Here is a 25,500-nt window from a genome sequence, read left to right on the forward strand (position 1 = left end):
TGTTTCTAGGTGAGGAGGAGAACGGGAACGTTCTATCGACCTACGTCGTTTCGCATAATTGCCCGGGTTGCGTTAAGAAAGGCTTTCTGCGGGGGGAGCATCTCGATTTCGCGGGTGGAGTCGGGGGCTTTGCGGTTGGGCGCTGGGCGGGTTGGTGTTTAAGGGAGGCAGTTTTACCGGGGGGCATGGTTTCTCGGTGCGAGGAGCGTTCGGCCGGGCACGCCGATGCGGCGTCAGGGTTCGCTGCCATGGGGGCCTTGAAGAGCCCATGGGCGCTGATTCTTGCGCTTTCTTCGAAACAAATAGCCTTTTTAGGCGATACCGGCTGCTGTTCGGATGTGTTAGTATCGCGAGTTTTCCGAATGTTTACCCCTTCCTGAAACTTATGAATCTCGCCAGAGAAACCCCTTGTCCCGCTGCGAACGGCGGATTGATCGAACGTATCCGGAATCGGACCGCTAAGGAACTGAGAATGAGAGAGCTTGGAGTGTTTTCGAAAATCAAACGTGGAATTCTTTTGGGGGCCATCGGCGCCTCGGTGGCTTTCGCAAGCGCGAGCGACGAGCGATTCGTGCTGCGGTACGACTCGCCGGCGAATCCGGAGTTCAAGCGGGCTACGACCAAGATGGGCGGAAGAGCGGATGCCTTTGGCTACATTCAGACGGCCTTGCCCCTGGGCAACGGCAGGCTGGGAGCGATGTTCTCCGGAGGCGTGGATACCGAGCATTTGCTCATAAACGACATCACGCTCTGGATGAATACCAAGCGCGGGATGGACGAGGTGGCCCAATCGGGAACGCGCATCGGCGCCTACAAGAATTTGGATACGGTGCGAAAGGCCTACCGCGAGGGCAAGTTTGGCTCGGGCGAGGGAAGCATGGAGGCCTTGGGCACGAAGTACCTGAGCTCTCAGGAGCCGCTGGGGAACTACGCTCCCTTTGCCGATTTGCTGATTTCGACCGGGCACCAGCAGGAGTCGGTGAGCGACTATCGCCGTTCGCTCGACATCCGTACGGGACTGGGGTCGGTGAGCTACCGGATCGGCAAGGGGGAATTCACCCGAGAGTACTTTTGCAGCTATCCGAACGATGTGCTGGTCGTACGCTATACCGCTAAGAACGCGACGCTGGACCTGACGGTGCAGGCGACCACCAAGCACGCGGCTGAGGTGAAGGCCCAGGGGCGCAGGATCGAGTTGCGCGGCGAGGCCGAGATGGTGCAGGACAACACGGAGTTTATGCAGTTGGTGCAGGTCGATGCCGGGTCCAAGGGTGAGGTGACGGCCCAAGCGGACGGGACGATCGCAGTGAAGGGGGCTCGGGAGGTGACGATCTATCTCGCTGGCTATTCCGATTACCTGCCGGACTATCCCAGCTTCAAGGGGCGTGACTACGCGGGGGACTGCGAAGCGGCGGTTGCGACGGCGAGCAAGCTCGGCTACGATGCCTTGCGGGCGGCGCACCGCGAGGATGTATCGGCTTTGATGGAGCGTTGTTTCCTGGAGTTGGATTTCGATTCGTCGGGGGGGACTACCGATGAGCTGGTAGCGGGCAAGGGGAGCTTGGAGCTCGAGAACCTATACTTCAACTACAGCCGCTACCTGCAGATCAGCTGCTCGCGCGGCGCACCCGTGCCCTCGAATTTGCAAGGGCTTTGGAACGCGGACCTCAAGCCCGCCTGGAATTGCGACTACCATACCGATATCAACGTGGAGATGAACTACTGGATGGTGGAAACCGCGAACCTTCCCGAGTCCTTTAGTCCGTTCGTGGAGTGGATGAAGGTTTTGGCGGAGTCTGGGGCTTATACGGCTCGGGAAACCTATGGAGTCGAGCAGGGCTGGAGCGTTTCGCTCAACAGCAATGTATTCGGATTTACCGCGCAGAACGAGCATGGGCGCCGGGCCCAGCAAAGCGGGCATTGGTTGGCTCAGCATTTGTTCGAGCACTACGCTTTCGGCCGCGACGAAGAGTATCTCGAAGAGGTGTATCCAATTCTTAAGGGCGCGGCGGAGTTTTTCGTGGGTTACCTGGCTCCTTGGAAGGATGGCACCTTGGTCGTTTATCCCACCTGGTCGCCGGAAAACGACTACCTGAAGGAGCTTTACGGCAAGCTGAACAAGCAAGCCTGGGGCGCTTCCTACGACCAGCAGTTGATCCTCAATCTCTTCACCGACTGCATCGAAGCCTCTTACGTTTTGGATCGCGACGAGGATTTCCGGAAGATCCTGCAGAAGATGATTCCGCAGCTTTGCCCGCAGAAGATCGGGCAACACGGGCAGCTGCAGGAATGGCCCGAGGACTGGGACGATCCGAACAACAAGCACCGTCACATCTCGCACCTGATCGCCTTGCATCCGGGACGCGACATTTCGCCGCTTACCACCAAGGAGCTGCACGAAGCGGCCCTGGTAACCATGGCTCACCGCGGCGACGAGTCCACGGGGTGGAGCACCGGCTGGAAGACGAATTTTTGGGCGCGTCTGCACAATGGAGACCGGGCCCACAAGATCTACCGTTTCCTGACGTCCCAGCGGGCCTATCCGAACCTCTTCGACTTTCATCCGCCGTTCCAGATTGACGGCAATTTCGGCGGCGCCGCGGGTGTATGCGAAATGTTGCTACAAAGCCATCTTCGCAGCGTGAACGACGAGGCCGAGTCCATTGAAGAGGCGGCATTCGTGGCCTACCAGTCGGATCCGGAAAAGCCCAATCACTTCGTGCCAGTGGTGCCGGACGAGAGTTTGGTAGATGCTCCGTATATCTTGCACCTGTTGCCGGCTTTGCCTTCGGCGTGGCCAACCGGTAAGATCACGGGGCTTCGGGCCCGCGGCGGATTCGAAGTGGATATCGAGTGGAAGGATGGCGAACTCGCGGAGGCTATTATTCGGGCTACGAGCGATGGACGTTTTCGCGTCTATTCCGAGGGCGCTCTCAGCGAGCCGATATCCTTGCGGAAGGGAGAATCGAAGGTCTGGCGCTAGGTCGGATCGTTCCGGTTCTTTCAGCTTATGGCTTCGCTCCTAAAACGTTTTGTTACCCCCGCGGTGCTCTGGACATTCCTGTCTGGAGCGCCGCCCTGTATCAGCGCCGGCGAGTCCGGCGAAGACTACGCGAAGGATCGTTCGTGGGCGGATCGCATTGAGTATGTCGGAGTTGCGGTCGAAGAGGAGGGCTACCATATCTGGGGCGCTTCGCCGGTGCTGGGGCCGGAAGGGAAGACGCACCTTTTCGTGTCGCGCTGGCCCATTGAAAAAGGTTTCGGCGCGTGGTTGACCCATTGCGAGATCGCCCGCTACGAAAGCGATGGCCCGGAAGGTCCTTTTAAATACAAAGAGGTCGTTGCCAAGGGAACGGGCGGGGCCACCTGGGATCGCCAGTCTCCCCATAATCCGAACGTGCAAAAGGTGGGAGAGCGCTACGCCCTGACTTTTATTGCGAATGCCGGAGGGCAGCGAAAGGAGCGGGTAGAGTCGCAACGAATCGGGATGTTGGTCGCGGACCACCCGGCGGGGCCGTGGCGGAAGGTGGGCGGCGACGGTCTGCTGCTCTCGCTTCCCGAAGACCCGTCTATCTGGAGCTATCGCTCCGTGGTGGGAGTGAACAATCCGGCGCTTTTCGCCCATCCCGACGGGCGCTTTTTCCTCTACTACAAGGCCATGCGGCAGGGCGACGTGCGTCGCATGGGGCTGGCCGTGTCCGACAAGCTGGAGGGGCCTTACGTCTTCGAGCAGGAACCGCTTACCAGCAACCAGAGCGAAATCGAGGATGGTTACGCCTTCCAGGAGAACGGCAGGATTTGTCTGCTGACGACGCACAATAGCGCGGGGACCGGCTACCTGTGGCGCTCGGAGGATGGAAGGAATTTTGAGGATCCGATTATTGGATACGACACGATGTCGAGCTATGTTTCGCCGGAAAATCTGGCCGGAGCCCAGGTCTTGCGAGCGGAGAAGTTCGAGCGTCCCCAGTTGTTGCTCAAGGAGGGGCGCCCCCAGTATTTGTATTTGGCATCCGGAGTGAATTGGAACGGGGGCCGCGGTTCGGTCTCCTGCGTTTTCCGAATTCGAGCATCCGGTCAGGAAAATTGATTTTATAACCCCCACCACGAAAAGGAATTTAGATGAAAGCTATGAGTTCGATATTAGGGAGCTGGCGCTTGGCGGCGATTTTGCTGCTGGGCGTTGCGGAGTCTTGGGCTGCTGAGCCCAATATTATCTACATCCTGGCGGATGACATGGGGGTCGGCGACGTGCAGGTCCTCAATCCGGAACGGGGAAAGATCCAGACCCCGCACATGGACAGGCTGGCGGAGGAAGGCATGATCTTCACTGACGCCCACACCAGCTCGGCGGTCTGTACGCCGACCCGCTATGGAATCCTCACGGGGCGTTACAATTGGCGTACCCGTCTGCAGACCTTCGTGCTCTGGGGCTATAGCCCACCCTTGATCTCCAAGGAGCGGGTGACGGTGGCGGATTTCTTGAAGGAGCAGGGCTACAACACCGCAGCCATCGGCAAGTGGCATTTGGGAATGGACTTGCCGACCACGGACGGAAAGCCAGCCGCCAACAATGGCAACAATGTCGATTGGAACGGCGTGATCGAGGACAGTCCCTTTCACCATGGCTTCGACTATTTTTATGGGATCTCCGCCTCGCTGGACATGCCGCCTTACATCTATATCGAGAACGATCGTTTCCTCGGGGAAGCAACGGTGAAGAAGAACTTCTGGAAGGAGCGTACCGGGTGGGCGGAGCCCGGTTTCGAGGCGGTCGACGTCCTGCCGGAGATTGGGCGCAAGACGGTCGAGTTTATCCGTAAGCAAAAGAAGGATACGCCTTTCTTTGCCTACGTGCCGCTCACCTCGCCGCATTCGCCGATCTCGGTGGCTCCCGAATGGCAGGGCAAGAGCGGGGTCGAGCCCTATGGGGACTTCGTCATGCAAACCGATCATGTGATTGGTCAGATCGTCGCTGCGGTGGACGAGGCCGGCTTTGGCGAGAATACCATCATCGTGGTGACTGCGGACAACGGTTGTTCGGCCAACCCTTCCGACTACCAGGCGATGGAGGCGAAGGGGCACTATTCCAGCGCCGAGCTTCGTGGATTCAAATCCGACCTGTGGGAAGGCGGGCATCGGGTGCCCTTCATCGTACGTTGGCCCAGCGTGGTGGAAGCGGGGTCGAAGAGCGACCAGGCCATCTGCCTTACCGACTTGATGGCGACCTGCGCGGATATCCTCGGCACTTCGTATCCGGAGACGGAAGGCGTTGACAGCGTCAGCTTCCTGCCGGCCTTGAAGGGCGAGAAGATCGTATCCACCCGCAACGGTATCGTGCACCACGGCATTCGCGGCCATTTCGCCTACCGTCAAGGGAAGTGGAAGCTGCTTTTGTCGAAGGGGTCCGGAGGTTGGACGAAGCCGACGGAAAAGGACGCGGCCGCGAGCGGGGCGCCGATTGCCCAGTTGTACGACATGGAGAAGGATCCCAGCGAAACGACGAACCTGTATCACAGCCATCCGGAGGTGGTGGCCCAGTTGCTCAAGCAGTTGGAAGAGGACGTGGCCCGCGGGCGTAGTACGGCGGGACCTGTCGTGAGCAACGACGTGGACGAAATTGTACTTTGGAAATCGGGGAAGGAATAGATGAAGGCGAATCGTATCCTGTTTCTTGCCGTTCTTGCTCCCTGTATTGCGGGCCTGTTCGCGGCGTGTTCCAGCAACTCCGAGAAGCTTTCTTCTCCTGACGGGAGTATCGAAGTTTCCTGGCAGGCTGAGGACGGTGACATCCTTTACGCGGTTCGCCTGAACGGAGAACCGCTTGTCGAGGCCTCGCCCTTGGGCTTGAAGGCGGAAGCCGGGCAGGTGCTCGAGGTCTACGAGGTGAGTCGCTCCGCCGGCGACGAATCGTGGGAAGCGGTTTGGGGACCGCAAAGGATCTACAGAGACGCGTACCGCGAGATTCGACTGCGCGTCGGCGGGGCGTCCGATACGGATTCGCCGCAAACGATCGTGTTGCGGGCCTATGACGATGGGGTCGCTTTCCGCTACGAGCTTCCGGAAGGTCGGGCCCTCAACGAGGCCGCCTACCAGCACGAAGCCAGTTCGATCCGTTACGTATCCAAAAATCCGATCGCTTGGCATCCCTTGTCTTCCACCCTGGTGTCCGACGCGATCGAGGTAGCGTCATGGGAACCGGAGAAAGAGGACCAGGCCCGGGTGACCGCGAACACCCGCTATACCTTTAAGCCGAAGGTTATCAAGACGCCGCTAACCCTGAAGCTGGCGGACGATGCCTACCTTTCGCTCCACGAGGCCGGCGTGAACCATGCGGTCTCGGACGGTGTCCAGCTGGAAGGAAATTCCATCACTTACCGGAGCGACTTCGCAAAGGTAGCCGGTCGCCTTACGCCGTGGCGAACGCTCACCATCGGCGAGCGTCCCGGCGAGCTGATCGAGTCCACCTTGATCGTCAACTTGAACGAGCCTTCGCGCCTGGAGGACAGCTCTTGGATCAAGCCCGGAAAGTCGCTGTGGGACTGGCGAAACCACGGCGCCCATGCCGACGATGGTTTCGAGTACGGGCTGACGACGGAGAGCTACCTGCGCTACGTCGATTTCGCCGCGGAGAACAACCTTCAGTACGTGATGGTGGATGCGGAGTGGTACGGTCCCGAGCACGATTTCGAGTCTGACCCGAAAACCTTTATCCCCGAGGTCGACATCCAGAAGATCTGTTCCTATGCGAAGTCGAAGGGCGTAGCCCTGTGGTTGTACGTTAATTCCAAAGCCTTCGCTCGCTACGATCTCGACGAGACCTTGTCCCAGTACCAGGAGTGGGGCGTGGCGGGAGTGAAGATGGGTTTTCTGGGAGGCGCTGGAAGCAGCAACCCCATCGAACTCAGCAACGAGGTGGTGAGGAAGTGCGCGGAGTACCAGATCCAATACGTGCTTCATGAGCCGTATAAGCCCAGTGGATACCAGCGAACCTATCCGAACATCCTCGCCTACGAGTACGTCAATAGCATGTTGGACGGACCGAGTCGGCCGTCGGCGACGCCGAGCCGCTTGATCAACCAGCTTTTCGTGCATGCCCTCGCCGGGCCGGTAGATCGCAGTTGCGGTATGTTCGATTTGGATACGTTTATCAGCCGCGAGAAATGCCATCGGCAAATTCCGTCGACGGTGGCTTCTCAGGTGGCCCAGTGCCTCCTGTTTCCCAGCGGCTTGCTGACCTTGCCCGACCATCCGGATGCCTACCGGCGCAAGGCGGATCTATTCGAATTCATCGCCCGGATGCCCATGACTTGGGACGAAACCAAGGTCCTGGACGCGGAGATTGGGAAGCATATCACCCTAGCCCGCCGGAGCGGCGAGCAGTGGTTCGTGGCGTCCTTGGCGGACGAAGCTGGGCGAGAAGGAACGGTGGCGCTCGATTTCCTGGAAGAGGGCGTCAGCTACGATGTAACCTTGTACGAGGACGCGCCCGGGGCTAGCTACGAGTATTACGGTCCCGGCACCAAGAAGGAGGCCACGGAGCAGGGCCTTGAGATGAAGCCTCATGAAACGAAGCGGGAATTGTATCAGGTGCGCAGGCTCACTGCCAAGCGGGGCGACGTGCTGCCCATCGTGATCGCTCCGGGCGGAGGCCATAGCATGTGGATACGCCCTGCGTCCTGATTTTTTGAAAGGGCCAGCGATGGCGTCGTTTTGCCTGAGCTGGCCGCGTAAGCGCCGGTAACGAAGTGTTGAATACAGACAGAGGTACAGGAGGCGTTTTAGGTCTCGTTCATTTTCTTGCTCGGTCGCTGGTTTGGCTCGGGCTGCTCGCGGGTGGCTGCTTGGCGGGAGCGAGCCAGTTGTATGTTCCGAAGGAAATCGAAGCCATCAGCGAAAAATGGCGCTGGCAAAACGTGGAAGGCCTAGGGGCCGGGTCGATTCACTCCTTCGACATTGCGGAGGAGGGAACGGTGTGGATCGGCATGGATACGAAGGTGCTGCGCTACGACGGGAAGACCTTTCAGGATTTCGGCTTGCCCGGCGGACCGCGCTCGGGGGCCAGGGCGATCAAGGCCAGCAAGAGCGGCGACGTGTATGCCTTGTCCCGGACGGAGCTTTTCCGTTTGAGCGAGGGGAGCTGGAAGCTGCTGGGAAACGTGGGGGCGAACCGCTGTCGGCGGATCTTGGAAGGGGACGACGGAAGGCTTTGGTTCGCCGCGGACGGCCAGATTCACAGCGTGCTGGGCGACGAGATCCAGAGCTCGGTACAGATCGCCAGCCGGCTGCTCGACATCGAGCTCGATGAGCAGGGGGCGATTTGGGCGCTCGACGCTTTGGGAGGGGTTTATCGTTGCCGCCCGAATGGCGGGAAGGCGTTGGTCAGGCAACGGTGGGATGTCTTCGAAAGCGTAGGCAACGGCAGGCCGTGCCGGACGGGAATGATCGAGGCCACCCGCGACGGGCTTCTTTGGTTCGTCGACGTCAATCCAAGTCGGCCGCCGCGCAGCTTCAATCCCAAGACCGGAGAGTGGAACGAGATCGATCTGCTTAAATCGGGCGGCACCCATCGGAACCACTCGATCCTCGAGGTGGAGAAAGGCAAGCTGCTGATTTCCGGAAACGATTCGATCTCGGTGGCGTCGGGCGGCGGATGGAGTTCGATCTCGAACGCGAGCCTGAACTTGACCGAGCTCACGACCTTCATGCGCGTCGACCAGGACGGGTACCTTTGGTTCATGCAAAGCAGCAGTCCGCATGACCGCAGCCGGCTGGCTCGCATAGACTATGCGGGCGAGCGCTGGAAGGAGTTCGTCGATTTGAACTTCCAGTGCGATTGGGGAGAGGGCCGTCTCTGCTTCTTGACGAAGTCCGGCGATTTCGTGGTGCACGATACGCGACGGGACCTGTGGCATCGATACGGCGAAGAGGACGGGCTCATCGACAATGCCTTGGTGGCCATCCTGAGCGCGGAGGGCGAGGTTTGGATCGCAGGCTCGCACCGCGGCGTAGCGGCGGTCAACCAGTTCGACGGAGACAGGTGGAGGCTGCATGAATTGCCGGAACTGGGCGGGACAATCAGCCGTTTTTCGGCGCGTTCCCTTTCCGATGGAAGCTTGGTGTTCGCTTGCGGGCAGGAGTTCGAGGTTGGCAAGGGCAAGGGGGGAATCGTTCGCTTCCGCGTGGAAAACGGGAGCTACGCTAAGGAGCGGCTAGCAGGTGCCCACCAGCGAATCATATCGATCCAGGAAGGAGACGACGGGGAGCTTCTCTACAGCAAAAACCAGATCTATCGTCTCGATGAGGAGGGGGCGGTGCCCTTGGAGCTGCCCTCCGAAAATCCGGTCATTTGGATCGACGAGTTTCACGCGGAGGAGGATGGTTCGCTCTGGTACTGCAACTGGGGACGCGGCGTGCATTTCTTCGATGGGGAGGCCTTGCGCATGTTCACCGTGGACGACGGCTTGAGTTCGAACTATGTATCGAACTTGTTGGTACAGGAAAACGGAACCGTTTACGCCCTAACTGAAAGCGGTCTGGACCGCTATCGCAAGGGGAAGTGGGAAAACGTGGCCGGGCCCCGTGTGGGAGGCATTCGCGAAGGGGCGACCTTGCGGCAGTCGAAGGACGGATCCATTTGGGTGAGCTTGGCGAGCCGCAGCTGGTACTTCACCGAAAACTCCCGGACGACCCAGGTCATGGACTTCCGCAGCCTTCGGTTTCGCGAGGACGAGGCAGCGCCGGATACCATGGTGTTCTATACTCCGGAGTCCTCCCTGTATTCAAGGTCTGCTTACATTAGTTGGGATGGAGTGGACGAATGGTCGGACACGCCTCATGCCGAGCTCCAGTATTCGTATCAGTTGGACGGAGGCGAATGGAGCTTGTTCGGTCCGGAGACTTCGAAGTATTTCTCGGAGCTGGAGGCGGGGGACCATACGATCAAGGTGAGGGCCCGGGACCGAGACGGGAATGTGGATGAAACCCCGGCGGCGCTGTCGTTCACCATTGTCGCCCCGTTTTGGGAAACGACCTGGTTCCTCGTTGCGGTGATCGCGATTCCGCTCGTCGTCATCGGGTTGGTGATCTTGTTGCTGGCGCAGCGAATTCGGCATATGGCGGAGCTCGATGGGGTTCGCACGCGGTTCCTGATGAACGTGTCGCACGAGCTGCGCTCGCCCTTGAGCTTGATCATGATGCCCTTGGAAAAGTTCGTGAAGGAGCAGGGGATCGACGAGAATTCGAAAGGCTTGGGCACGGCCCTTCGCAGCGCCCGCCGGCTAAACCAACTGGTAGAGCAGCTGCTGGACCTGCACAAGGCTCGGGCCCAGAAGTATCGCTTGAATCCAAAAGTTGGAGACATCGTTCGCTATACCCGCCTGATCGTGGGCGACTTCGACAATCTTGCGGCTTCGCGAGATCAAGTGGTTCGTTTTTCGTGCGCTGTGGATCGTTACCTTACCCGCTTCGACGAGGACCTTTATCGCAAGCTCTTGGACAATCTCGTGTTGAACGCGATCAAGCATTCCCCCTCGAAGGCCGAGATTTCCGTCTCCCTCGAAATGGGTCCGGAGCTGGGAGAAGGGGCTTTGCGCTTGGTCGTGGAGGACGACGGTTTCGGAATTCGGCCCACTATCCTGAAGCGGATCTTCGAGCCGTTTTACTATGATTCGAAGGGAACGAGCCATCGGATGCGGAGCCACGGGATCGGCCTGGCATTGGTGAAGGAACTGGTGGATTTCTGCCAGGCGACCATCACGGCGGAGAGTCCGACGCGAAGCGCGGAAGGACGGCAGCACGGCTCCCGGTTCACCATCGAATTCCAAGGGATGTTACCGGTGGACGCTGGCGAGCTTGAGAAGGAGAAGGCGCTTTCGGCGCCCGCTGAAGTCGGCTCGGAGGCGGAGGGGGATGCGGCAGCCGATTCCCGGGCGAAGGGCGAGGCCAAGCCGCTTATCCTCTTGGTGGACGACCATAAGGAGCTGAGGGAATACATTGCGGAGGAATTGGCGGCCGACTTCGCCGTGATCGAAGCCGAGGGAAGTCGCGAGGGGATCGAGCTCGCCCTGCAGCGGATGCCGGACTTGATCATTTCCGATGTGGTGATGCCGGAGATGGATGGCGTCGAGTTTTGCGATGCTCTCAAGAAGAACGTCGCCACCAGCCACATCCCGATCATTTTGCAAACCTCGCTGGCATCGCGGGAAAGCGAGGCGGCTGGACTGGAGGCCGGGGCGATCGATTACGTTACCAAGCCGGTATCCATTCCGCTGATCAAGAAGCGGATCGCGAGCCATTTGGACGCTCGGGCCCGCTTTGCCAAGTATCTGAAATCGCGCTTGCTGGAAGCCGATAGCGAGGAGGTTTCGGAGTCCGTCTCGAACGAAGCCGAGCTCGGGTTTGTGAAGCGGATCCGGGAGATTCTGGAGAGCCGCTGGGACGACTACAGTTTCAACACCGATGTGTTGGCCAAGGAGGTCGGAATGAGCCGCAGCTCCTTCTACCGAAAGTGCAAGGCGGTCACCGGATTGCCGCCGGCCGAGGCCATCAAGAACTACCGTCTCGCCAAGGCCAAGGAGCTGCTGGAGAGCGGCAAGTGGGTGTCCGACGTGGCGTCGGTGGTGGGTTATTCGGACCCGCGTTCGTTTACCCGCGCCTTTCAGAAGCGCTTCGACTGCGCCCCCTCTGAGATCCGCAGGAAATCGAGCGTTTGAGCGAGGTAGAAGGCGCTCTCGAAGGCCGTTAGCAGGTGTAAGGCGTTTTGCGTAAGTCGTTTATTAGCAGATGGAAGGACAAATGGTTCCGTATCTGGCACAAATGCACACTTGGTTTTGGCGCGCTCGGAACTAGCGACTTATCGGTATCTACGCGGCAATCGGCCGCCTCGTTTCGACCCCGGAAATTCCGGGCCTAGTCGAAGTCGATGTTTCCGTAGCGCGGACCCTCGAAGGGCGGCGGCTACGAATCTGAACCCCAAGACAAAACCTCATGAAATACAAAAAGCTTTGTGAAACCATAATAGCGTGCTTTGCCCTTTCCGGCGGCGCCCTTCAGGCTGCGGATTACTACGTGGCAACCACGGGCAGCGACTCCAACGCAGGAACGCTGGAGAGTCCGTTCGCTACGATTCAGCGGGCTGTCGACCAGTTGGGCCCGGGGGATACCTGCTTTATCCGAGGCGGCGTTTATCGCGGCCAGACCATCGATTTGTCTGGAGTTGCCGGAGCGGAGGGAAGCCCGATTACCGTGACCGCCTACCCGGGCGAAAGCGTCACGGTGGATGGCACCTTCGAAGTCGCTTCCGAGTGGACGCTGGACACCGGTAACGTCTACAAGACGACGGTGGCCGAGCCGGTCACCCAGCTGTTCGTGGACGACCGCCTCATGACTTTGGCCCGGTTCCCGAACGCCCCCGTGTTTTCGGATACCTGTTGGACGAAGGGGCCTGCTCGCATCCGCAAGGATCCGGGGTCGACGAACGGCACGGTGATCGACGCCCAATTGGCTTCGCTCGGCATCGATTTCACCGATTGCGTCGGTGTGCTCAATTTCGGAAACCACTCGACTTTCGCGAGGCTGGTCGAAAACCACGGCGTCGGATCGGACCGGTTCAACTACCGGAAAGTCGGCAAGTATAAAGGCTCCCACGAATACTTCTTCGAGGGAGGCTTGAACAATGCGGAGCGCGTGCTGCTGGATACGGCCGAGGAGTGGGGTTACGACGAATCGACCGGAACCTTGTACCTGTGGGCAGACGACGGGGAAAGTCCCAACGGGCGTCAAATCTTCGCCAAGGGCACTAATGCCTATTCTTTGCTAGGCGACGCGGGGACGCATGACATCGTGGTCGACGGTATCGAGTTTTTCGCTACGACCTTCTACTTCGCCTCGTCCGACAACATCACCCTGCAAAACTGCGAATTTAACTATTACGCGGCTTCGAAGCGTTCGCTGGGGGATACCGACGTGCCGCAGACTGCTTTTTTCGAAGGTACGGAGGCAGACTTCTGCGTTAATACCACGATATACAATTGCGCGTTTCGCTATGCGGATGCGTCTGGCCTGTGGGGCAACTTCGTGGAGAACATGCTGGTGGAGAACAACCTGTTCTACCACATCGATCACGCCACCGTTTCGCCGGATACGGGCACACCTTACTTTCTCCATTCTCAGGGGACCATCACCGTTTCCAGGTCTCGGGACTTCGTGTACCGTCGCAATACGATCGACACCGCCGGCAGCGCCCAAGGCGTTAAGTTCATTCTTTACGATCCGGAGGAAGGCCGTCCCTGGACCAGCGAATATAATTTCCACACCGGCTGCGGCAAGATGGAGGGAAGCGATTCCTCCTCGATGTACTCGCCGCTGGCCCACGTGATCGAGTCGGTGGGACGTTACAATTGGTTCATTGGCAATCGTCGCGACTTCCGTTGGGACGGGAACAACAAGCCTCTAGAAGGGGTGAGGGCGAACCTCTATCGCAACGTCGCCCTGTCGACTTATATCAAAGGGATCGCTGGTCCCGGAGATGCTTATTACCTCAAGGGCGATTTCCATGAAGTCTATAACAATATAGGTATCGGCGGCGCTCAGTCGGAACTGGCGGTAACCGTTTCCCTGGGAGGCAATGCCCATACCCTGACCCGCAACAACGCGGCCGACATGATCAAGGACGACCCGCTGCCTGGAGTTTCCTCCCACAACTACGTGGGCCAGAACGATAGCACTGCGATTATGGCGACCCTCTTGCGAGATCCGGCCAACTGGGACTTTCGCCCACGCCCCGACGCCGTCGCTTTGATCGACCAAGGCACGCCTACCGTATGTACGGTGAATGGGCAGGAAATTGACGTGACCGCTGGCTACCTTGGTGCGGCTCCAGACATCGGCGCCTACGAGTATGGAGATGATGAATACTGGATCGGCGGCCGCAAGGAGCCGCACGCTTCTATGGCAGTACCGCCGGTGGGACGGGAAAACATCAAAGTAGATGCCGACCTGATGTGGTTGGGTGGGCTGGACGCCGTATCCCATAACGTCTATTTCGGAACGTCGCCAGACAACCTCGTATTCCAAGGGAACCAGACGAACAATATTTTCGATCCGGGGATTTTGACGAACGATCAGACCTATTACTGGCGCGTCGATGCAGTGCAGGCCGACGCTTCGGTGATCGAGGGCGAGGTTTGGAATTTCACGGTCTACGACCACACGCCTCGTCCCACTTCGAGTCGCGTCGTCCTGTTGGAAGATAGCCCGGCGGACATTGTTCTGACGGGTAGCGATCCGGACGGGGATCCGTTGACGTTCGAGATCTCCGTCGAGCCGGAGCACGGAACGCTGAGCGGCACGGCGCCCAACCTCGTCTACACGCCCGATCCCAACTTTTTCGGCGAGGATCGCCTGGGGTTCAAGGTGAGCGACGGGCAGAACGTTAGCCGGTCCGGGACGATTCTCTTGAACGTGGAACTTGTTAATGACGACGCCCCTGTGTTCGTCTCCAATCCGATACAAGGCTTGGAAGCCGTCATCGGCACGCCGTACGAAGGCACGCTTGAAGGGGCCGCGTTGGATGCGGACGAAGATCCGGTGAGCTACGCGATTCTCAGCGGCCCGTCGTGGTTGAGCGCGCAGGCCGACGGGACCTTGAGCGGCACGCCGCAAGCGGCGGACGCAGGCTTGAACAGTTGGCTGGTCGAGGCCTCGGACGGAACGGGCCGCAGCGCCACGGCGACATTGGAAATTGCTGTATCCACTTGGGAAGACAGTTTGCTGCTCTCCTGGGAGTTCGACGATGCGTCGGGCTCCACCGTATCGGATAGCGGACCTTCTGGCCATGACGGGCTAGCCTCCGAGGGAACATGGGTGGCTGGAATCAGCGGCAGCGCCATGGCCTTCGACGGCAGCGCCACGAGCGTGGATATTCCCGCAGAGGCGTTTAGCTCGGTAGGCGAGCAAATCACGATTGCCCTTTGGATCTACGGAGATCTCTCCCAGCCGCGTCCGGATTCAATCTTCATCGCATTCGATGGGGCAGGCAACAAGATGATGAGCCTCGCACTGCCAGATAATAAGAACAACGTCATTTGGGATGCTGGAAAGATCGGCGCGAAAACCTATGACCGGCTTTTCAAAAATACTCCGGCAGCGAAAACGCGGGGTCAGTGGAATCATTGGGTGTTCACCAAGAACGCCGCCACCGGCGAGATGGCGATGTACGCCAACGGTGCTCTTCACCACAGCAAGACGGGAACGACCAAGACCTTGGAGGGCGTTGCCGACGCCTACTTGGGAAGCAATGGCATAAACCTATACTACAAGGGGCTCATCGATAGCGTACGTATCTACGGATTGAGTTTGGATGCGGATGCGGTTGCGGACCTGTATTCAAGTTACGCTACGAACAATAAGATTCCCTATGCGGAGTCTCAGAGCGTATCCACTCTGGAGGATACATCCGTCGCATTAACCTTGAGCGGATCCGACTCGGACGAGGAGCCCTTGAGCTACTCGGTGCAAACGCCACCTGCCAACGGCAGCTTGAGCGGAGTCGCTCCCGATCTCGTCTACACGCCGGATCCGGACTTTGTCGGAGTGGACAGCTTTACCTTCGTGGCCAACGACGGCACGGATGACAGTCCTGCGGCGACCGTTGAGATCACGGTGCGAGCCGATACCGATGGCGACGGGATCGCCAATGACGAGGACGCCGACGATGACGGCGACGGCACGCCGGACGAGTTGGACGCCTTCCCGCTGGATCCTGCGGAAGACACGGATACGGATGGGGATGGCGTCGGAGATAACGGCGATGCCTTCCCGAACGACCCGACGGAAGACACGGATTCCGATGGAGACGGTACAGGAAACAACGCCGATACCGACGACGACAACGACGGCACCCCGGACGAATCGGATGCGTTCCCATTGGATCCCACCGAGCAGAGCGATCTCGACGGCGACGGAACCGGTGACAATGCCGATCTCGACGACGATGGCGACGGCGTGGAGGACTTGGTCGACAGTTGTCCCACCACTCCGAATGCGGACCAGGCGGATATCAACGCGGATGGCTATGGTGATGTCTGCGTGGATACAGGTTCCGATGTTTCGCCAAGCGCTCGCCTCGGCTACAATCCCTTCGTAGGCGCGGGAAGCGTGATCGGGAAAAATGCTCTTATCGGAGACAACGCCCTCATCGGCGAGAACGTGAGCATCGGCCGGGAGACGACTATCGGCGACGGCTTCACGATTGCCGACGGCAGCTCTATCGGCGACTACAGCTGGCTGGGTGACGACGTGTTCATCGGCTCCGAGACGGCAGTGGAACGCTGGGTAATCCTGCGCGACGGAGCTGTGCTCGGCGACGTAGCGGAGCTCGCAAAGTACAGCGAGTACGGTGAAGGCGTATCGGTCGGCGACCGCTCCAGCCTCGGTTTCTTCACCCGGGCAGGGGACGACCTCAGCGTGGGCGAGGATTCGATGCTAGGCCATTTCGGTACCTACGGCGACGGCGTCGCGTTCGGCGCCCGTGTCGAAACCGGCTTTTTCGCGACGATCGATTCCCAGGTAAGCGTCGGCGACGACGTGGAAATAGGCTTCTTCGTGAGGATCGGTTCTGGAACTGAGATTGGCGACGGAGTGACGATCGGCGGCTTCGTGCGTATTGGCGAAAACGTTACGATCTCGGACGGCGCCAGCATTCCCTCCGGCTTGCAAATTCCCGACAACGCGACCGTGGAGTAGCCGCGCATTCCATTCATATCTAGCAGGGCGCTTACCGTATCGGTAGGCGCCCTTTTTTTGCGGTGGGTTCTCAATTTGAAATGAATCGCTCTTGAACACGGCGCCAGCCCTACGTATCGGCAGTCGTAGATCAACGCTCGCAACCCGATTCCTCGCTTGGTGCGAAGCTTTTGTGGAGCTTGCAAGTGTTTACATATCAGCGGGTAAGACAAAATATTCCCTTCTTGGGACGGAAACCCGCTTGGATTTAGAGAGGGGGCGGAGCTGTCTGGGGGTGGTTTAAGAAAAGGACGCGGCACCCATTGCGCCCGACTGGAGAGCAGCACGGATCCCACCGTTTCGCTCTCGAATCGCTTACCCGCTCCACCCCGCGCCCCCGCTTAGGCCAGAACGATAAACTACGAAACCCACCCCACACTCATTACAAAATGAAGCACCCTAAACCTGAGGTTCCGAGCGAGGGACCGTTATTCCGCCGCCCCTATACGCGTCAACTTTCTGCCTTGCTGGCAGTCCCTTTTGCGCTGGCCCCGGCCCTGAGCGCCCAGGAGGAGGAATTGGAGGAAGTCCACGAGCTTTCGCCTTTCGTCGTCGATGCGTCGGAAGACCAGGGCTACCGCGCCGAGAATACACTGGCCGGGAGCCGCATGAATATGTCCTTGGAGGATGTGGCCCAGTCCGTGAACGTGCTCACGGCTGAGTTTCTCGAGGATGTCGGAGCCGAGAATATCGACGACATCCTGCTCTATGCCGTGAACGCCGAGCCGGACTATGCGGATGGGGTGAGCGGATTGGTCGACGAAAACAGCGTAGGCGATACCTTGGCCTTCGCGGCGAACGGCTTGCAGAAGATGCGTGGGTCCAAGGCCTCTGTCTCGGTGGATAACAATTCCGGCGGAGGGACCATCGATACCTACAATTCGTCTCGCGTGGAAATCTCGCAGGGTCCCAATGCGGTGCTCTTCGGCTTCGGCGGCTCGGGCGGTATCGTCAATCTTTCGACGCAACAGGCGAGCACGACCCAGGATTCTCTCTCGCTGTCCTCGACGGTGGGATCCTTCAACCAGTTCCGCAACATCCTGAACGTCAACAAGTCGATCTTCGAGAACCGGCTCGGCTTCAAGGTCATCTCGCTGCTGGACGACGCGGATAGCTGGCGAGCAGGGCAGACCAAGAGCAGCCAGCGCAACACCTTCATTGCCACTTGGCGTCCCTTCCAGGGAACCGAGGTCCATGCCAACTACGAGAAAGGGCACGTTGACTCGGTGTACGGGCTGCGGGGAAGCCTCACGGATCGCTACATGAGTTTTTCCAATGCCTTCTTGGATGGAAGCTATCACGATACCTATTCGGCCGAGGCGGCTTATAGCGAGTTCAACGCGGTGGGCGGAGCGGTCCGTGGCGCCACTGGCATCCAGCTCGGCAGAAACGCCCGCTCCAAGGTATTCATAGACAACTTGGATTTTGCGGCTGCCGGATTGCCGACCGATGCGGGCAATGTGATTCCGTTTCTGCATATGCCGCGCACCACCGCTGAGGTTGGCGGTCGCATGTTCTCCAACGAGGAGATCGATGTCTCCGCCTTCAACGCTTACGGCGACGACGCCACGCGCGAGGAGAACATCCAGAACTTCAAGATCGGGCTCACCCAGCGCTTGCGGCCAAACCTCTATCTCAATCTTGAATATTGGGACTCGGATGTGGACGCGACGCAAACCTCTGCCAATGCCCGCTCGGTGGTCATCGATGCGGACCCGAACCAAGTGTGGGGGGCGGTCAGTCCCGGGTCTGTTTTCGCGGCAGACGAAAATGGCGACTCCTATGCGAATCCCTTCGCCCCCACGGAAGACAGCTTTTGGATGTATTCAGATTCCGAGACAACCAAGGCGACCTATTATGTGGAGAACCGTACCTTTCGCGGATCCTTGGGCTACAAGCTCGATACGGAACGCTGGGGCAAGCACCGCGTGAACCTGTCCTTCAACAACAAGCTCAAGTCGAACGGCAGGGAGGCCTATCACGAGAGCATCGACGTGCGGACGGCCATCGAGGAAGGGGTCGACCTCGGCCGCTATCACCTCATCGCGAACTACATGAATGTCCGGAACAGAGTGACGCGTCGCCACTACTATCAAGCCGGTCCAGATGGCTACCCCATCGACGATACTCACATCTCGGTAGGGGATCTGACGGAGCCGGTTAGCATGCTGGTCGAGGACGGCAATGGAGACCCCCTCCTGCTGGGCTCGATGTGGGCTCCGGCCGGACTGGGCAACTTCCGCACCACCGAGAACAAGTCCTCGGGAGGCAGCCTCACCGTTTCCAGCAAGTTTCTAAAGGACCGCCTGACGACCACGTTCGGTGTGCGCAAGACGGATGTGACGACCAATATATATCCCGGCGTTTATGCGAACGCTGCGGTGATAAAGGACGAAGACGGAAACGTCGTATATAACGAAGACGGCAGCCCGGCCCTGATAGACGAGGCGGCCCGCGATCTCCTGTACTTTTATCCCGAGACGGAGGCTCTGGTGGAAGCGGGGCTAGCCGGCCAGCTTGCGCCGAACAACCAGTCCCTAGGCTACACGAGGACCGAGGCTGAGCAGTCCAAGACCTCCTCCGCGAACAACGGCAGCCTCGGCATCGTCTACAAGGCCACGAAGTGGGCATCCCTTGTCTACAACGAGTCTGACAACCGTTCGGATCCAAGTATCTTCCGCACCATTCTGCCGGGCGTGATCGCCCCTAGCGGCGATGGCTTCGGACGCGACATCGGCCTGCGCTTCAAGCTCCTGGACAACAAGGTTTCGGTTAACGTCAATTACTTCGAGAACGAGCAGAACAACTCGATGGCAGGAGGCGGTATCAATTCGTATATACTCAACCCGCACCGTTATGTGCTGAACGCGTTCCGCGATGTCCAGGATGGGTTCGAGTATTATCAATTGGACGAGAACGGCATGGAAATCCTGGATGAAAACGGGGAGCCGATCGTCGACGAAGAAAGAAGCGTGGCTCCGATCGCTGAGAGCGATCCGCGCTATATCAGCGACGAAGAGTACGAGGTTCTGAACGCAACAGGCGTCAACCAGACGCTCGTGGACAGGTCGTCTAGCGGTTACGATATCCGAATCATCGCGAATCCGACTCGCAACTGGAGGCTCTCCTTCAACTTCTCGGATATGCTGAAATCCAACATGACAGGCCTCTACGAAGAAGATCTCGGTTGGAGGGACGAGAAAAGCGCCCTCATGCGAGACCTTTACGAGCAATACGTCGCTGCGGGGGACGGCACCGCCGAGGCTTTGGTCGATGCCCTTAACAGCGGAGGCGCGTACAGCAACTACATCCTGGAGGAAGACGAGATTCGTTATAAGAACCTCATCGAAGCAGGCGACTACGAAGCGGCGGATGCTTTGATGGCGAGCCTGCATCCCGTCGGCCGCGTGTACGACTGGAGCGACCAGGAGACGTCGATCGACAAGATGATGGTGGAAGAGGTGAGCACTGGATCGAGCAAGAAGAAGGGGAACATGTTCACGACTTATACCTTCAAGGACGGTCGATTCCGTGGCATGAGCCTAGGCGGTGGCTTTACTTGGCGCGACAAGCGTATCTTGAACCACTTCTACAACTACGTGAACGAAGATGGTTCGGTCTACACCACGACCCGCCCCAACGCGGAGCTGGGCGAGTACGACAGCATCAGCCAATACCTCTCGGAAGATGACTTCAGGCTCAACCTGATGGCGAAGTACTCGACGAAGATGAAGCTAGGCCAGCGCGACGCCCAAGTATCGTTCCAGTTGAACGTGAACAACGTCCTGGAGCCGGAGCACCGCATGATTCCGCTGCGCTACATGGTCGACGGCAACGTTCGTAAGTACACGACCATTACGCCTCGTACCTGGAAGCTCACGACCACTGTCAAATTCTAGAGCCATGCTAAGGTTTTTCGCGTCGATGTAGGGTATCGACGCTTATTAGGGAGAAAAGGGGGGATCCTTCGATGTAGGGTCGGAGGGCTCCCGTCCTTTTCGCAATAAGGCAGCTTCCACGCGAGGCTGCCTTTTTTTGCGCGAAGTCGTTAGTCGGAAGAACGTCCTATTCTCGAGCGGGGCTGATAAATCACCTTTTCAGGCGATAGTGGCATGGCTTGGAATCTGGTAAGGTCACGGGTTTTTTGAATGGCCCTGTGAGGGCGTTCGAAGCGCCTTGAACCCCATGCCCTTTAGATACCTTTCCTTCGTTTTCCTGATCGTGGCCTTGTCCGGACGCCTTTTCGCCGCTGCCGTGTTCTATCGCATGCGAATCAAGGGAGCTTCGTCGACTCAGTTCTGCTGATGCGTTGGGGGAGCCGTAGAATTGTTTAGCATTTAGATTATCGATGAGAACTAGCCAACTAAGTCGCCGTTTGAAGTTCCTGCTGTTCGCGGGCTTCCTGCTGCCAGCTTGCCTGTTCGGAGCGCGGCCGAATATCATATACATCCTGGCGGATGATCTGGGATACGGGGACCTCGGTTGTTATGGACAAGAGCTGATCGAGACGCCGAACATCGATCGTCTGCGGGACGAGGGGATGAAGTTCACCAACCATCATTCCGGAAGCACGGTCTGCGCTCCCTCGCGAGCGTCCTTGATGACCGGCTTGCACTCCGGGCACCTGTGGGTACGGGGAAACGGGAATGTTCAGCTGCGGGAGGACGATTTGGATATAACGATCGCCCGGGTATTGCAGGACGTGGGCTACCACACGGCCATGATTGGCAAAAACGGGTTGGGCTGCAATGGGATCGAGCCGGGCTTCGCGAACCGCAAGGGATTCGACTATTTCTATGGGTTCAACAGCCACGCCGCGGCGCATTACTATTTTCCGGAAGTCGTGTATCGCAATGGTGAAACGGTCGCCTTTCCTAACAATCGAAAGCACACGGGCGATACTTATATTCACGACGAGTTCATGAAGGAAATCATGGCTTACCTCGATCAACGCGCCGCGCAGGAGCAGCCCTTCTTTTTGCATTACGCGGCGCTGATACCGCACGCCGATTTGGTGGCGCCCGAGGAATGGGTCGCTCCGTATCGCGGCAAGGTGGAGGAAGTGGATCCCTTTCCCGGAGGTGGCGGTGGACGCGGAGGCGAGTATGGCCCCGTGCAGGAACCCCGAGCGACTTTTGCCGGCATGGTTAGCCGTCTGGATTGGGAGATAGGGGAGATTATGAAGAAACTGGATACGCTGGGCATCGCCGAGGATACGCTGGTGATCTTTTCGTCCGATAACGGCCCGCATAGCGAAGGCGGTCAGGATCCGGAGGCCTTCGGCTCGAACGGGCAATTGCGCGGCGGCAAGCGCGACCTGTTCGAAGGCGGGATCCGCGTGCCTATGCTCGCTCGATGGCCCGGGCGGATCGCCGCCGGAAGCGAGACCGATCATCTGTCCGCGTTTTGGGACGTGATGCCAACCCTCTGCGACCTGACGGGAGCGACGGTTCCAGAGGGAGTCGACGGTATCAGCTTTCTTCCGACACTGGTAGGCGAGGGAGAGCAAGCGCAGCACGACTATCTTTACTGGGAGTTTAAGGCGAAGGTCGAGAAGCGCGCGGCCCTGACCCGCCATTGGAAAGCGGTACGCTTGGGAGAGGATCCGATTCTGCTTTTTGCCGCGAGCGACCTTGCGGAAGAGCGGGACTTGGCCGCGAGCTATCCTGAAGTGGTGGACCGCTTTGCGAAGCTATTCGAGGAGGCTCATGTTCCGCGACAGAGCCTTGCGCCGAAGCAGGCTGGGAACCGCCCTTAAATCGCCTTTTTAGGCGATGGCAGCGAACGGTCCGAATGTGTTAAGCTGGTGAGTTATTCGAGTTATCCCCCCAAAGTCATGGTCGCATTATTCAGAGCAGTGAGGTGGGCCGTGTTGGCGGCCTGCTCGGTATCGCTCGCATTTGCCGAGAAGGAGTTGGCAAGCGAGGAGGAGCTTTTCGAAGGGCCCGAGTATTCGCAGGCCTTCAAGAATCCGAAGGACCATCCGGGACGGCCCAATGTGTTGCTGATCGGCGACTCGATTTCGAACGCTTACACGGTGGATGTTCGCAAGCTGCTGCACGGGAAGGCGGACGTTTTTCGAATTCCGGGAAACGGGAAGAATTCTGCCTACGGCTTGGAGCATTTGGATAAGTGGCTGGCCATGGAGCCGGGCAAGTGGGATGTCATTCATTTCAACTGGGGCCTATGGGACCTTTGCTACCGGCATCCCGAGTCGAAGACGCAGGGCTATCGGGACAAGGTGAACGGAACGATCACTGCTACGCCCGAGCAGTACCGCTCCAACATGGAAAAGATCGTGGCTCGCCTGAAGCGAACCGATGCGACTTTGATTTGGTGCGCCACGACGCCGGTTCCGGAATTCGAGGCCGGGCGCAAGCTGGGCGACGACCTCGTCTACAACGAGATTGCGGGCGAGATCATGGAGGCGAACGGAATCAGGATCAACGATCTGCACTCCCACGCCCTGCAGCGGTATGCGAAGATCCAAAGGCAAAAAGGCGACGTGCATTACACGCCGGAAGGGTCGGCCTACCTGGCGGAGAAGGTGGCTAGCGAAATCTCCGCGGCCTTGCGGGCGAGCGGCGGATCCTCGAAGGCTGGAGACCTGCCCGTGCGCGACTGGCTTTTGCTCGATCTTGATGCCAATCGCGGCGTGGAGCTGGAAGACGGATTGCGGGTGGCTGCCTGGCGCAATCAGGTGGAGGGGACGGCTGCGGACCGGTTCGTGAAACGAGACGAAGGGCGCGAGCTCCCCGGATCGGGGCGCCCCACATTGAAGCGAGCGGTGGCCCGTATCGGTGGGAATGATACGCTTGTCTTCGAGGAGCAGGAGCTGGTGAATCTGCACGAGGATGCGTTTGACCATCTGGTGACCGGAAGTGGATACACTTGGTTTTCGGTGATGTGCGCCTACGAGCAAAACGTGGGCAAGAAGGACGTGAACTCGTTCTTCGGCAATTTGAAGAACGGATCGTTTTACGAAGGTTTCTGGGGAAACCTGATGGATGACAACCGTGTTTGGATGGGGACCCGGAACGGTATTCGCGGAGAGGGAAAGCCGACCCTCTGGCATGAAAGGCTCAACCCTTTGGTGGTGAGCGAAAAGCCGCTCGAGCAAGATCGCTACTACATCGTCATGGGCAGAATGGACGAGGGGCACGAGCTGGTGGACCTGGAGCTTTTCGTGAATTCGTCTGTTCCTGTGGATACGAAGCAGGTGCCGGTGAACCCAGAGGCAAATCCGTCCAAAATGGCCATCGGCCAAGAGCGCGACGCAACCAATCACCCAGGCAAGGAATCCTTTAGCGGCGAGATTGCCCGTCTTCTCATCTACGAGCGCCCCTTAGCTGATGAAGAGATGGAGGAACTGATTCGCCATTTGGCAGAAACCTATTCAATCAAACTTGACAGCTGATCTCTGTGAGAAAGCGATAAGAGAACCCCATAGATAGAGAACGTATGAAGAACAAGAAAAGGACTTTAACTGAGATCGGAGCAGCTGGATTGGCTCTGTATTTGTTGTGTGGATGCACGTCCAAAGGTGGAGACGGCGAGTTTGCCAGCGATGTGGCGTTCATGGAAAAGCATACTCCTATCGTTCTGCTGCAGGACGGGAACGCCGCGGTGGCGGTAGCCCCTGACTACCAGGGGCGTGTCATGACCAGTACCTATGATCGATCGGAGGGGCCGAGCTTCGGCTGGATCAACCGTCCTGTCATCGAAAAGGGCATTCTTTCGCCGGAAGAGCAGAAAGGGAAACTGGAAGATCACATCTATATCTTTGGAGGCGAGGAGCGCTTCTGGCTTGGTCCGGAAGGCGGACAGTACGCGATTTTCTTCAAGCCGGGCGACAAGTTCGAGTTCGAAGACTGGAAAACACCAGCGGCCATCGACACCGATGCTTTCGAGCTCGTGAAGCGTAGTGATAAATCCGCTACGTTTAAGCACGAGGCGGAGTTGATGAACTACAGCGGGACGAAGTTTCAGCTTGGTATCGAACGCACCGTTTCGCTGCTGGGGGCGGAGGCGGCGGAAAAGTCGCTCGGCGTTTCCGTAGGCGAGGGTATCCAGCTGGTTGGATACGAAACGGATAATCGCGTGACCAATCAAGGCGACAAGGCTTGGGATCCCAAGACCGGCTTGTTGTCGATTTGGATCTTGGGCATGTACAACCCATCGCCCGAAACTACCGTGGTGATCCCTTTCAAGGAAGGCAGCGAGGCGAAGCTCGGCCCCAAGGTGAACGACACTTATTTCGGCAAGGTGCCGGAGGACTACCTGAAGGTAGAAGAGGACATCCTATACTTCCGGGGCGACGGAACGCGTCGCGGCAAGATTGGAATCTCGCCGCAGCGCTCCGAGGGAATCGCCGGCAGCTACGACGCGAAGGGGAAGGTCCTGACAGTGGTGACCTACAACGTGCAGGAGGCGCCCAACGGTTTCGTGAATTCCATGTGGGAGTTGCAGAAGGAGCCTTACTCCGGCGACGTGATCAATTCCTACAACGACGGTTCGCCCGCGGAAGGCGTGGCTCCGCTGGGGCCTTTCTACGAGCTCGAAACCTCTTCTCCCGCCGCCGCCCTGAAGCCGGGCGAAACGCTCACGCACATCCAGCAGACTTACCATTTCCATGGTTCCGAAGCGGAGCTCGACCAGCTCGCTGTGGAATTGTTTGGGGTTGGTTTGGAAACGATCCGGACCCAGTTCTAGTCA

Annotated in this window: 10 protein-coding genes; all 10 read left to right on the top strand. The window is 58.6% G+C overall.

The genetic code is table 11. The features are described from left to right. Nucleotides 1–385: 385 nt before the first annotated feature. Entirely contained in the window at nt 386–2,983 is a 2,598-nt protein-coding gene (locus QEH57_RS06440) for a glycoside hydrolase family 95 protein (RefSeq protein WP_309005871.1), read from the top strand. Between the two features lie 27 nt (nt 2,984–3,010). Then, nucleotides 3,011–4,090, top strand: coding sequence for a glycoside hydrolase family protein (locus tag QEH57_RS06445; RefSeq protein ID WP_309005872.1), 1,080 nt, complete (start codon nt 3,011–3,013; stop codon nt 4,088–4,090). Between the two features lie 41 nt (nt 4,091–4,131). Continuing rightward, nucleotides 4,132–5,649 carry an arylsulfatase gene (locus QEH57_RS06450; protein WP_309005873.1) on the top strand — a complete coding sequence of 506 codons (1,518 nt, stop codon included), beginning with the start codon at nt 4,132–4,134 and terminating at the stop codon, nt 5,647–5,649. Beyond that, nucleotides 5,650–7,683 (top strand): glycoside hydrolase family 97 catalytic domain-containing protein, encoded by a 2,034-nt coding sequence (locus tag QEH57_RS06455; protein WP_309005874.1) that lies wholly within the window; start codon nt 5,650–5,652, stop codon nt 7,681–7,683. A gap of 68 nt (nt 7,684–7,751) precedes the next feature. Next, nucleotides 7,752–11,714, top strand: a complete 3,963-nt coding sequence (locus QEH57_RS06460) for a helix-turn-helix domain-containing protein (protein WP_309005875.1) — start codon at nt 7,752–7,754, stop codon at nt 11,712–11,714. A 274-nt stretch (nt 11,715–11,988) separates the two neighbouring features. Beyond that, a complete protein-coding gene (locus QEH57_RS06465) occupies nt 11,989–16,746 on the top strand; it encodes an Ig-like domain-containing protein (protein ID WP_309005876.1) in 4,758 nt (1,585 codons plus the stop codon). A 428-nt stretch (nt 16,747–17,174) separates the two neighbouring features. Continuing rightward, a complete protein-coding gene (locus tag QEH57_RS06470) occupies nt 17,175–20,684 on the top strand; it encodes a TonB-dependent receptor plug domain-containing protein (RefSeq protein ID WP_309005877.1) in 3,510 nt (1,169 codons plus the stop codon). A 449-nt stretch (nt 20,685–21,133) separates the two neighbouring features. Next, entirely contained in the window at nt 21,134–22,543 is a 1,410-nt protein-coding gene (locus tag QEH57_RS06475; RefSeq protein ID WP_309005878.1) for an arylsulfatase, read from the top strand. Nucleotides 22,544–22,621: 78 nt separating this feature from the next. Beyond that, a complete protein-coding gene (locus tag QEH57_RS06480; protein ID WP_309005879.1) occupies nt 22,622–24,202 on the top strand; it encodes an SGNH/GDSL hydrolase family protein in 1,581 nt (526 codons plus the stop codon). Between the two features lie 44 nt (nt 24,203–24,246). Further along, a complete protein-coding gene (locus tag QEH57_RS06485) occupies nt 24,247–25,497 on the top strand; it encodes a DUF6786 family protein (protein WP_309005880.1) in 1,251 nt (416 codons plus the stop codon). Nucleotides 25,498–25,500 lie beyond the last annotated feature (3 nt).

Source organism: Pelagicoccus sp. SDUM812005, from assembly GCF_031127875.1.
Classification (GTDB): Bacteria; Verrucomicrobiota; Verrucomicrobiia; order Opitutales; family Opitutaceae; genus Pelagicoccus.

Coding starts and splice junctions, on each gene's coding strand:
- QEH57_RS06440 (WP_309005871.1), top strand. CDS start 386: ATGAATCTCGCCAGAGAAACCCCTTGTCCCGCTGCGAACGGCGGATTG.
- QEH57_RS06445 (WP_309005872.1), top strand. CDS start 3,011: ATGGCTTCGCTCCTAAAACGTTTTGTTACCCCCGCGGTGCTCTGGACA.
- QEH57_RS06450 (WP_309005873.1), top strand. CDS start 4,132: ATGAGTTCGATATTAGGGAGCTGGCGCTTGGCGGCGATTTTGCTGCTG.
- QEH57_RS06455 (WP_309005874.1), top strand. CDS start 5,650: ATGAAGGCGAATCGTATCCTGTTTCTTGCCGTTCTTGCTCCCTGTATT.
- QEH57_RS06465 (WP_309005876.1), top strand. CDS start 11,989: ATGAAATACAAAAAGCTTTGTGAAACCATAATAGCGTGCTTTGCCCTT.
- QEH57_RS06470 (WP_309005877.1), top strand. CDS start 17,175: ATGAAGCACCCTAAACCTGAGGTTCCGAGCGAGGGACCGTTATTCCGC.
- QEH57_RS06475 (WP_309005878.1), top strand. CDS start 21,134: ATGAGAACTAGCCAACTAAGTCGCCGTTTGAAGTTCCTGCTGTTCGCG.
- QEH57_RS06480 (WP_309005879.1), top strand. CDS start 22,622: ATGGTCGCATTATTCAGAGCAGTGAGGTGGGCCGTGTTGGCGGCCTGC.
- QEH57_RS06485 (WP_309005880.1), top strand. CDS start 24,247: ATGAAGAACAAGAAAAGGACTTTAACTGAGATCGGAGCAGCTGGATTG.